A 9,527-nucleotide genomic window follows, 5' to 3' on the forward strand; every position below is an offset into this window, starting at 1 on the left:
TTCATTGGGCTGGCTTGGCGACCACGACCGACTGGCTGGCGGTGTATTCGTGCAGCCCCGCCTCGGCAAATTCCACGCCGATGCCGGACTGCTTGTGGCCGCCGAAAGGGATGTGCGGGGCCATGGCAAAGTGCTGATTGACCCAGGCGCTGCCCGTTTCCAGCCGGCTGGCGATCCGCTCGCCCCGCTCGATGTCCCGCGTCCATACCGAGCCGCCCAGGCCATAGGGCGAGCGGTTGGCGCGGCGTACCGCATCCTCGACGTCGTCGAAGCGCAGCAGCGAGCGCACCGGGCCGAAGATCTCCTCGTCCACCACCGGATTGCCCTCCTCGATGTCCCGGATCAGCGTCGGCTCGACGTAATACCCCGGGCCGTAGGTGTGGCCGCCGGCGATGACGCGCCCGTACCGGGGGGCGAGCTCGAGAGCCCGCTTCACCGCTTCGAACTGGCGGCGGTTCTGCACCGGGCCGAACTGGGTGGCCGGGTCCAGTCCATCGCCCACCTTGGCTGCACGCGCCAGTTCGGCGAGCGCGTCGCACATCGGTTCGTAGATGGCGGCGTGGATATAGAGCCGCTTGATCGACATGCACACCTGGCCCGAGTTGACGAATGCCAAATCGAACAGCTGCGGGGCAACGGTTGCCACGTCCACGTCGTCGAGCACGATGGCGGCATCGTTGCCGCCCAGCTCCAAAGTGAGGCGCTTTAGGCTGTCGGCGGCGGAGCGCATTACCGCGCGACCGGTGGCGGTGGAACCGGTGAAGGAGATCTTGTCGATGTCCGGGTGGCCGGCCAGCATGGGGCCGATATCTCCGCCATCCGGCAGGATGTTGACCACTCCCGGTGGAACCAGATCGGCGATGAGTTCGCCGAGGCGAAGCGTGGCGAGCGGGGTGGTGGGACTCGGCTTGACCAGGCAAGTGTTGCCGGCGATGAGCGCGGGGCCGAGCTTGTAGCAGGCCATCACCAGGGGAAAGTTCCAGGGCACGATGGCGGCCACAATACCCAGAGGGCGACGGTGCAGTTCGGCGCGCTGTTGCTCGTCGTCCTGCAGTATGCGCGGTGAGAGATCGGCCTCGGCGAAATAGCGCAGGATCGCCGGTGCCTGCAAGGTTTCCACCTTGGAGCCTGACAGGGGTTTGCCCTGCTCGAGGGTGATCCAGCGCTCCAGCTCCTCGGCATGGGCCTCGATGCGATCGGCGATGTCTCTCAGCACCTGGCGACGTTGCTCCAGCGGGGTGTCCCGCCAGGCGGGCCAGGCCTTGCGGGCAGCGCGGATGGCATGCTCGGCCTCTTCGGGGGTGGCGCGGGGGCAGTAGGCTACCACCTCTTCGTTGCCGGGGTTGATCACCGCCATCTGGCGAGCGCTCGTGGTCAACTCGCCGTCGATCAGGGCATGGAAGGCATGGGAGGTGGGCATGGCGTGCTCCTGTTGTTGTTCATGTCTGGGGTAACGGCCATTCAGTCACGCCATGCCATGCCGGTCTTGCATTTCCGTGCAGAGACGTTGTCGATCTCTGCAGCGAGCGCTTGCCAAGTCGGACCGTCTTGGATCACTCTCTGTATGTCAACGTTGTTGTAAGTGGCAATAAATAACGTCAATAACAAATTGCTGCGGAGACGCCGAAGATGAACGCCTTCGTCCCTCGACGCGATGGGCGTCCCGCTGGGATGCCGTCGCCTGACCCAGCCGACGCCAGCCAGTGTTCTACCAGCCTGCGCACCACCAGCCTGGAGCGCTTCGTCAGCGCCAGCGGAGCCCATCTGCCGCCCTTGGAAGTGGTGCCCCAGACGCCGAAATTCCGGGCCACTCTAAGGGGCCGGAACCTGCAGAGAGGCCAACTGATCCAGCTCGCCAGTTCGCCGGTGCGGGTCACGCGAACGCCGCGCATGGCCCGCCATACCAGCGGCGCCCACGCTTTCAAGCTGGTGTGGCAACTTCGTGGCGGGGCCGAGATGGAGCAGGGCGACCGCGCCATCCGCCTGGGCGCCGGACAGATGGCGATCTATCGCCTCTCGACGCCCTACCGGCTGCACACCTTCGGCGATTATCGCGTACTGATGCTGAGCCTCGATTTGGCCGACATGCCGGAGTGGCGGCAGTTGGCCGAACGCTGCCAGGGGCAAGTGCTACCGTGGGACGCCGCCGTGCAGGGAGCCCTGGAGGCACTGCGCTCGCAACTGGTGTGGGGTGACGACCCGATGGTGGCGAGGGTGGAGGAGATGGCGCTCGAACTCGTCTTCGATTTCCTCTGGCGGGGTCAATGGCAGCAGTTGCACTGCGCCCCCATGCCGAGCGCGCGACTGGTCAGGGCACGGCGCCTGGTACTGCAGCGGCTCGCCGATCCGGCACTGGCCCCGGAGGACCTGGCGCAAGCCTTGAACCTGTCGATGCGCGCGCTCTATGACGAGTTTCGTCGCCACCAGTTGGCGCCGCCAGCCGCTTTCATCCGCGAGCTGCGTTTGGATCACTGCTACTTGGCGCTGCTGGACGCGGCGAATCGGCGCCACACCATTACGCACATCGCCCTGGAGCATGGCTTCGTCGACGGTGCGCACTTCGCCCGGATATTCCGCCAGCGTTATGGGATATCCCCCATCGAGCTACGCAGACGTCAACAGGAGAAGAAGCATTGATGCTGCGAGGCTCCTGCCAGGCGAGTGCGAGGACCCTTGAAAAGTCCAATCGAACATTTCCTTTGTCCTATTTTGTGGGAAAAAGAACGTTATTGAAGTGAACGTGGCAGTGAAAAATCCAAGCCACATAGACTAATGTCGATTGTTCAGGAGAGGCGGCCGTGGGGTAGGTTATTCGTTATGCCGAACTCATGTTCGTTTTGCGAACAAATACGTGGCGATCAACGATAATGACCTCCCGGAGGCTCCCCATGAACCGTGTCCTATCCCGCTGCCTGCTGGTGGCATCCATTGCCAGCCTCACCGTGGCCTCGGCGCAAGCCGCAACCACCCTGCGCATGGCGCACTTCTGGCCAGGTGCCTCCGGCATCAACCAGGATATCTTCGAGGCCTGGGCCGCGACGCTCGAGGAGGAGTCCGGCGGCGAGCTCGATGTCGAGATGTTCCCTTCCGGCACCTTGGCCAAGCCGGATTCCATCTATGAAGCGGCGGTCAACGGCATTGCCGATATCGGTGCCACCGCCCAGGGTTACACCGCCGGTCGCTTCCCGCTGTCGCAGATCGTCGAGTTGCCCGGCGTGGCGACGACGGCGACGCAGGGTGCCTGCGTGCTGCAGACCCTCTACGACGAGGGGCATCTCGACGAAGAGTATGCCGACACGCGGCCGCTGTTCTTCTTCACCACCGGCCCGGGCGGCATCCACACCATCGACACCGACGTCCAGGAGCCTGCCGATCTCGAGGGGCTGCGCATCCGTCGTCCCACCGCCGTGGCCGGCGAGATGCTCGAAAACATGGGCGCCAACCCCGTGGGCATGCCGGCACCGGACATCTATACGGCCATGCAGCGCGGCGTGATCGATGGCCTGAGTTTCCCCTGGGAGGGCCTGAAGGGCTTCCGCATCAACGAACTGGTCGAGTACCACACCGAGGTGCCGTTCTACACGCTGATCTTCGTGGCCACCATGAACCAGCGCACCTATGACGGCCTGAGCCCCGAGCAGCAGGCGGTGATCGACGCCAACTCCGGGATGAAATGGGCCGGGAATGCCGGCGAGGTCTTCGACCGCCTCGACGTGGAAGGCAAGCAGGAGGCGAAAGAGGCCGGCCACACCATTCGCGAGATCGACAATCCCCTGGAGCATCCGGACTGGCAGAAGCCCCTGCAGGACGGCATCGACAGCTACCTCGCCGAACTCGAGGAACGCGATCTGCCGGGGCGCGAGGTCTACGAAGCGGCGCTGGCGGCCAGCGAGTCCTGCGCTGCCGAGCAAGGGTAAGCCGTGATGATGCCCTCCCTGGAAAGGGCCAGCCATTGGCTGGCCCTTGTCTGTCATCTCGTGGCCGGCATCGCCCTGTTGGCACTGCTGACGGTGACCATCGCGGATGTCGGTACCCGCTACCTGCATCGAATCACCGACGGCGCCATCGCTCTGCGGGTTTCCGGCAGCGTGGAACTGGTCAGCTATTTGATGCTGTTCTCGCTGCTGGCCGCCATGGCGGCCAATGTCGAGAAGAGCCAGGTGGTGGTGGAGGCGTTCTCGCACGGGCTTTCGTCCAACCTCAAGAACCGCCTGCACGGCGTCTATCTGCTGGGGTTCGCGGCACTCGGCCTGATTCTGTTCATTGGCCTGCTCGATTCGGCCGCGGCGGCGACGCGCCACGGCGAGGTGACGCAGGATCTACGCCTGCCCATGGGGCCCATCTACTATCTGGCTGCCGCGCTCAGTCTGCTGCTCGGGCTGCGCAGTCTGATCCATGCACTGCTCAGTGCGGTGTTCGGTGCCGACGGGGAGGTGTCCCATGGGGAGTGAAGCGATCGGAGCCCTGGGGCTAGGCCTGTTACTCCTCCTCATGGTGCTGCGGGTGCCGGTGGCGTTGACCATGCTGGTCGTCGGAGTGGTGGGTTTCGCTCAGATCATCAGTTGGGACGCGGCCATCGCCCAGCTCAAGACGGTGCCGGTGGAGGTGCTCTCCAACTACAGCTTCAGCGCCGTACCCATGTTCATCTTCATGGGGGTGCTGGCTGCGCACTCCGGGATGGCCGGCAAGCTCTTCCATTCGACGCGGGTGATCTGCGGTGGCTGGAAAGGGGGGCTGGCCATCGCCGCGGTGGGCTCCTGCGGGGTCTTCTCGGCGATCTCCGGCTCGTCGCTGGCCACCGCCAGTACCATGACCCGGGTCGCCCTGCCGGAGATGGAGCGCTACGGGTACAACCGCGGTCTGGCCACCGGAGCGCTGGCCGCCGGCGGCACCCTGGGCATCATGATTCCGCCCTCCATCGCGCTGTTGATCTACGCCATCCTCACCGAGCAGTCGGTGGGGGACATGTTCATGGCAGGGCTGGTGCCCGGGCTGATGGGTCTGGTGATGTATGCACTGACCGTGAGCGTGGTGATGCGCCTCAGGCCGTCGATGGCGGTGGCCGGCGAGCCCACCGCCTGGAAGGAGAAGCTGGCTTCGCTCGGCGGTCTGGTACCGTTCTTCGCGGTCTTCTTGGTGATGATCCTGGGCATCTACTTCGGCGCCTTCACTCCCACCGAGGGGGCGAGCGTGGGGGCCTTCGCGACCCTGCTCTATGCCCTGGTGAAAGGGCTGCGCGGCGCCGAACTGTGGCGCAGCGTGCAGGAGACCCTGGCACTCTCCGCGGTGGTGTTCTTCATGCTGGTGGGCGCCGAGACGCTGGGCTACTTCATCTCGGTGTCGCGTATCTCCTTCTCGATCAGCGATATGCTGTTCGCGGCGGAGTTGTCACCGTTCGTGGTGGTGCTGTGCATCCTGCTGCTCTATTTCGTGCTCGGGATGTTCATGGACTCCATCGCCATGCTGGTGATCACCGTGCCGGTGGTGTTCCCGATCATCCAGTCGTTGGGCATCGACCCGGTGTGGTTCGGCATCGTCACCGTGCTGACCGTGGAGCTGGGCCTGATCACCCCGCCGGTGGGCATGAACGTGTTCGTGATCAAGGCCATGGCACCCCACGTGGGGCTGGGCGAGATCTTCCGCGGCGTGGCGCCGTTCATCGTTTCGGACTTCGTGCGCCTGGCGCTGCTCATCGCCTTCCCGGTGCTGACCACGCTCTTCCTGATCTGAGTGTGCCGTCGGCCAGCATGCAACGCCCCGGCGACCGTCGGGGCGCTTCGCGATAACTCCCCGGTTATGCCATCTCGCCGAAACCTCAATTGGCACGTCAGGCGGTGCGGTTCATGCTGTTGGCATGAGGGCAGGCCGGCGACGGCCGCCACGGGCGATTCGGAGGTGGACATGAGCGACAAGCAGAGCGAACGTCAGGGCTGGCTGGCCCGCCTGGAGGAGCGCCTGTTCGCGGCATCGATGCCGCAGTTGGTGCAGGGAATGCGTAACGAGGCTGCCACGAGCTACCGCGAGATGGTGCGCGATCTCGCCACCCCCATGGCACCGGCCTTCGAACGCGAGGTGGCGCGCACCCTGAACCGCGGCGGCGATCGCGAGCTGATCCCTGCCGAGACCTTGATGCCCGAGATGATGCAGCGTTTCGACTTGGCCGCTGAGGATTTCGGCGCCGACGAGACGACCCACTTCGCCGAACTGCAGGCGGTGTGCAATCGCTGCCCGACAGTAGGGCGCTGCTGGAGAGCGATGCGTGGCGGTGAAGGTTGGGCAAAATGCCGGGGCTTCTGCCCCAATGCCGAGGCCTTCGAAAAGAAGATGCTGGCCGTCGCTGGCTGAGCCCTTGCAGCGCTACCCCGCGCCCCCGGAAGGCATGGCTTTCCGGGGGCGCTTGCGTTGCGTGTCAGGGTTCGGGCTGGCGCTGGCGAAATTCCCGCGGCGACAGGCCGGTCAGGCGCTTGAAGAAGCGGGTGAAGTAGGCCGGTTCCGAGAAACCGAGGCTGTCGGCGACTTGGCTGATGGTCATGTTGGTGTAGGTCAGTTGGCGCTTGGCTTCCAGCAGCAGGCGCTCGTGCAGCAGCTGAAGGGCGCTGCGCCCGGCCAGTCGCCGGCACAGGGTGTTGAGATGGGCGCTGGTCATGCCCAACTGGTCGGCGAATGCCTCGATGCTGGGCTGCTGGCGGAACTGGGCCTCGATCAGCGCCTGGTAGTTCGTGAGGTGTTGGCTGGCGCGATCATGCTGGCGTCGCAGCGACCGGCTGCCATCCAGCACTCGATGATCGGCGCAACGTGACAGCTCCACCACCAGGGCTTGGGTCAGAGCCTCCAGCAGGCGGTCGCGCCCCGGGGCCGGATGGCGGTACTCGGCGGTGATCTGAGTCACCAGGGTGTCGATCCGGCTGGCAGCCTCGAGTCCGGTCAGCGAATGGGCCGCGGCGCGGTCGAGCACGCCGGCTCGTTCGGCCAGCAGGCCTTGCAGACGCTCGACCAACGGCTTGGCCAGGGTGAGGATTTGCCCCCCGATATCCGGCGAGAACTGGAAGCCGTGGATGCTCATCGCCGGCACCACGATGGCCAAGGGAGCCTGTAGCGGCCGCGTGCTGCCTTCCAGTTCCAGTGCCACGCTGCCAGCGGTGACGTGCAGGACGTGTACGAGGTCGGCGTGGCGGTGGGGGCGGATCCGCCAGTCATGGAGGCGACTGCGCTCGGGGATCGACTCGCAGTGGAGTAGATCCGGGGTGGGCCAGTGGCGGGTCTCGCCATACAGCTTGAAGACGGGGACGGCGGTGTGAGACATGCGGGCTCCGGCCAGCAGAGTGCGACCAAAGTCGACCCATTATGCTGGAATTGTCCAAGCAATTCTGCCAATAGTGCCTTATAGGGGGCTGGTTTTCAGTGAAAAATGCAATCCGGTAGGCGAACATTTGTTCACTGAAAAGACGACAACGGAGCCACCCCCATGAAAACACAGGTTGCCATCATCGGTGCGGGCCCCTCGGGCTTGCTGCTCGGCCAGCTGTTGGCTCGCCAGGGCATCGACAACGTGATTCTCGAGCGGCGCAGCGGTGAGTACGTGCTCAGTCGCATTCGCGCCGGGGTGCTGGAGCAGGGCATGGTCGACCTGCTGCGCGAGGCCGGCGTCGCCGAGCGCATGGATGCCGAGGGCATGGTGCACGATGGCGTCGAACTGGCCTTCGACAACCGTCGGGTGCGGGTCGACCTGGCCGGGCTGACCGGTGGAAAGACGGTGATGGTCTACGGCCAGACCGAGGTGACCCGCGACCTGATGGAAGCTCGCCAGGCCATTGGCGCCACTACCCTCTACGAGGTCGACGACGTCCAGCCTCATGGCCTCCAGTCGGAGACCCCCTACGTCACCTTCGAAAAGGATGGCGAGACGCATCGCCTCGACTGCGACTACGTGGCCGGCTGCGATGGTTTCCATGGCATTTCGCGCCAGTCGATCCCCGCCGATCGAATCAAGACATTCGAGCGAGTCTACCCCTTCGGCTGGTTGGGGCTGCTTGCCGACACTCCACCGGTGGCCGACGAGCTGATCTACGCGCGGCATGACCGCGGCTTCGCGCTGTGCAGCATGCGCTCGGCGACGCGCAGCCGCTACTACGTGCAGGTGGGCCTCGACGAGAAGGTCGAAGACTGGTCCGACGCGCGCTTCTGGGAGGAGCTCAAGCGCCGCGTACCGGAGGACGTGGCCGACAGCCTGGTCACCGGCCCTTCCATCGAGAAGAGCATCGCTCCGCTGAGAAGCTTCGTCGTCGAGCCCATGCAGTACGGCCGCCTCTTTCTGGTGGGCGATGCCGCGCATATCGTGCCGCCCACCGGCGCCAAGGGGCTCAACCTGGCGGCCAGCGACGTGAATGCCCTCTATCGCGTGCTGGTGGCGGTCTACCGGGAGGGGCGCACGGAGCTGATCTCGCGCTACTCCGAGGTAGCGCTCAAGCGCATCTGGAAGGCCGAACGCTTCTCGTGGTGGATGACCTCGCTGCTGCACAAGTTTTCCGACGAGGAGGACTTCGCCACCCGCATGCAGCAGGCCGAACTCGACTACCTGGCGAGTTCCACTGCGGGGCTGACCACCATTGCCGAGAACTACGTGGGGCTGCCCTACGAGCCCTTGAGGTGACGTCATCGCGGGTTGGTGGCCGGTCGCTGGAAGCCGAAACGCCCGATCTATTGGCCTACCGCGACAATATTCGTATTCTGGAAGCACTGGAAGCGACCGGCCGGGTGCCGGTATGAGGAAATGACGACATGAACAAGGTGCTGGTGCTACACGGCCCCAATCTCAATCTGCTGGGCTCCCGCCAGCCGGAGATCTACGGCCGCGAGACCCTTGGCGACATCGACAACGATCTGCGCCAGCGGGCGGTGCTCGCCGGTTGGGAAGTCGACTGTTTCCAGAGCAACCACGAAGGAGCGCTGATCGATGCCATCCACGCCGCCCGGGAGGATGGCACGCGGGCGATCATCATCAACCCGGCGGCCTACACCCACACCTCGGTGGCGATTCTCGATGCCCTCAACGCCTTCGATGGCCGGGTGATCGAGGTGCACCTCTCCAACGTGCACCGGCGGGAAGCCTTTCGCCACCACTCCTACGTGTCGCTTCGCGCGGACGGGGTCATCGCCGGGCTCGGATCTCAGGGCTATCGGGCGGCACTCGATGCCGTGATCGCTGCCACGCAAGCGTGACCCAAGTGACGAGCACGTCTTCGCCTATGAGAGCCATGCACAGGCTTTATTGGCTTGCGGGGCGGGGCTCCGGATAAGCTGCGGTCATTCGGTTCCGGCAGGCATGCAATCTCGTGTCTCACCGAGCCGATCCCCTGCATGACACTATCGCTTGGTTGCCCGTCACTCCCCTGGCGGGCCCTTTTTTGGTTCTTCGCAGACTGGCGTGAAATGAGCAGGGCGCTGAGCGAGGTCAGGATAGAGAAACGGCGGTAAATCCGAGTAAGCTGATATTCGCCAAAACGTCAGCCTACGGACACCGCCGTTGC

At 64.8% G+C, this 9,527-nt stretch carries 9 protein-coding genes; 7 read left to right on the plus strand and 2 right to left on the minus strand.

Features of this window, described 5'->3' with window-relative positions; all coding sequences use genetic code 11:
• Position 1: 1 nt before the first annotated feature.
• Positions 2 to 1,420 (minus strand): aldehyde dehydrogenase family protein, encoded by a 1,419-nt coding sequence (locus GFD32_RS08775; protein WP_163576182.1) that lies wholly within the window; start codon positions 1,418 to 1,420, stop codon positions 2 to 4.
• A 209-nt stretch (positions 1,421 to 1,629) separates the two neighbouring features.
• Between GFD32_RS08775 and GFD32_RS08780 the strand changes: the two genes are divergently transcribed.
• The 5 genes from GFD32_RS08780 (at position 1,630) to GFD32_RS08800 (ending at position 6,345) form a co-directional block, all read left to right on the plus strand.
• Positions 1,630 to 2,637, plus strand: coding sequence for a helix-turn-helix domain-containing protein (locus GFD32_RS08780; protein WP_163576183.1), 1,008 nt, complete (start codon positions 1,630 to 1,632; stop codon positions 2,635 to 2,637).
• A gap of 251 nt (positions 2,638 to 2,888) precedes the next feature.
• A complete protein-coding gene (locus tag GFD32_RS08785) occupies positions 2,889 to 3,917 on the plus strand; it encodes a TRAP transporter substrate-binding protein (RefSeq protein WP_163576184.1) in 1,029 nt (342 codons plus the stop codon).
• Positions 3,918 to 3,923: 6 nt separating this feature from the next.
• A complete protein-coding gene (locus tag GFD32_RS08790) occupies positions 3,924 to 4,451 on the plus strand; it encodes a TRAP transporter small permease (protein WP_163576185.1) in 528 nt (175 codons plus the stop codon).
• The gene (locus tag GFD32_RS08795; protein WP_163576186.1) at positions 4,441 to 5,730 is read left to right on the plus strand and encodes a TRAP transporter large permease; all 1,290 of its coding nucleotides are present in this window, start codon (positions 4,441 to 4,443) and stop codon (positions 5,728 to 5,730) included. Before GFD32_RS08790 ends, GFD32_RS08795 begins: the two co-directional genes overlap by 11 nt.
• 171 nt (positions 5,731 to 5,901) lie before the next feature.
• Positions 5,902 to 6,345, plus strand: coding sequence for a hypothetical protein (locus GFD32_RS08800; RefSeq protein WP_163576187.1), 444 nt, complete (start codon positions 5,902 to 5,904; stop codon positions 6,343 to 6,345).
• Positions 6,346 to 6,409: 64 nt separating this feature from the next.
• Here the strand turns inward: GFD32_RS08800 and GFD32_RS08805 are convergent, their stop codons facing one another.
• Positions 6,410 to 7,303: a helix-turn-helix domain-containing protein gene (locus GFD32_RS08805; protein WP_163576188.1), complete on the minus strand. Its 894-nt coding sequence runs from the start codon at positions 7,301 to 7,303 to the stop codon at positions 6,410 to 6,412.
• Positions 7,304 to 7,465: 162 nt separating this feature from the next.
• Here GFD32_RS08805 and pobA point away from each other — a divergent pair, with 162 nt between their 5' ends.
• Both pobA and aroQ read left to right on the plus strand, forming a co-directional pair.
• On the plus strand, positions 7,466 to 8,650 hold the full coding sequence (gene pobA, locus GFD32_RS08810; protein ID WP_163576189.1) for a 4-hydroxybenzoate 3-monooxygenase: 1,185 nt from the start codon (positions 7,466 to 7,468) through the stop codon (positions 8,648 to 8,650).
• Positions 8,651 to 8,778: 128 nt separating this feature from the next.
• On the plus strand, positions 8,779 to 9,219 hold the full coding sequence (gene aroQ, locus GFD32_RS08815; protein WP_163576190.1) for a type II 3-dehydroquinate dehydratase: 441 nt from the start codon (positions 8,779 to 8,781) through the stop codon (positions 9,217 to 9,219).
• Positions 9,220 to 9,527: the final 308 nt, after the last annotated feature.

Origin of the sequence: Halomonas faecis (assembly GCF_010993975.1) — a bacterium.
Lineage (GTDB): Bacteria > Pseudomonadota > Gammaproteobacteria > Pseudomonadales > Halomonadaceae > Halomonas > Halomonas faecis.

Excerpts from the sequence above, each read along its gene's own strand:
- GFD32_RS08775 (WP_163576182.1), bottom strand. The coding sequence starts at position 1,420 with ATGCCCACCTCCCATGCCTTCCATGCCCTGATCGACGGCGAGTTGACC.
- GFD32_RS08780 (WP_163576183.1), top strand. The coding sequence starts at position 1,630 with ATGAACGCCTTCGTCCCTCGACGCGATGGGCGTCCCGCTGGGATGCCG.
- GFD32_RS08785 (WP_163576184.1), top strand. The coding sequence starts at position 2,889 with ATGAACCGTGTCCTATCCCGCTGCCTGCTGGTGGCATCCATTGCCAGC.
- GFD32_RS08790 (WP_163576185.1), top strand. The coding sequence starts at position 3,924 with ATGATGCCCTCCCTGGAAAGGGCCAGCCATTGGCTGGCCCTTGTCTGT.
- GFD32_RS08795 (WP_163576186.1), top strand. The coding sequence starts at position 4,441 with ATGGGGAGTGAAGCGATCGGAGCCCTGGGGCTAGGCCTGTTACTCCTC.
- GFD32_RS08800 (WP_163576187.1), top strand. The coding sequence starts at position 5,902 with ATGAGCGACAAGCAGAGCGAACGTCAGGGCTGGCTGGCCCGCCTGGAG.
- GFD32_RS08805 (WP_163576188.1), bottom strand. The coding sequence starts at position 7,303 with ATGTCTCACACCGCCGTCCCCGTCTTCAAGCTGTATGGCGAGACCCGC.
- pobA (WP_163576189.1), top strand. The coding sequence starts at position 7,466 with ATGAAAACACAGGTTGCCATCATCGGTGCGGGCCCCTCGGGCTTGCTG.
- aroQ (WP_163576190.1), top strand. The coding sequence starts at position 8,779 with ATGAACAAGGTGCTGGTGCTACACGGCCCCAATCTCAATCTGCTGGGC.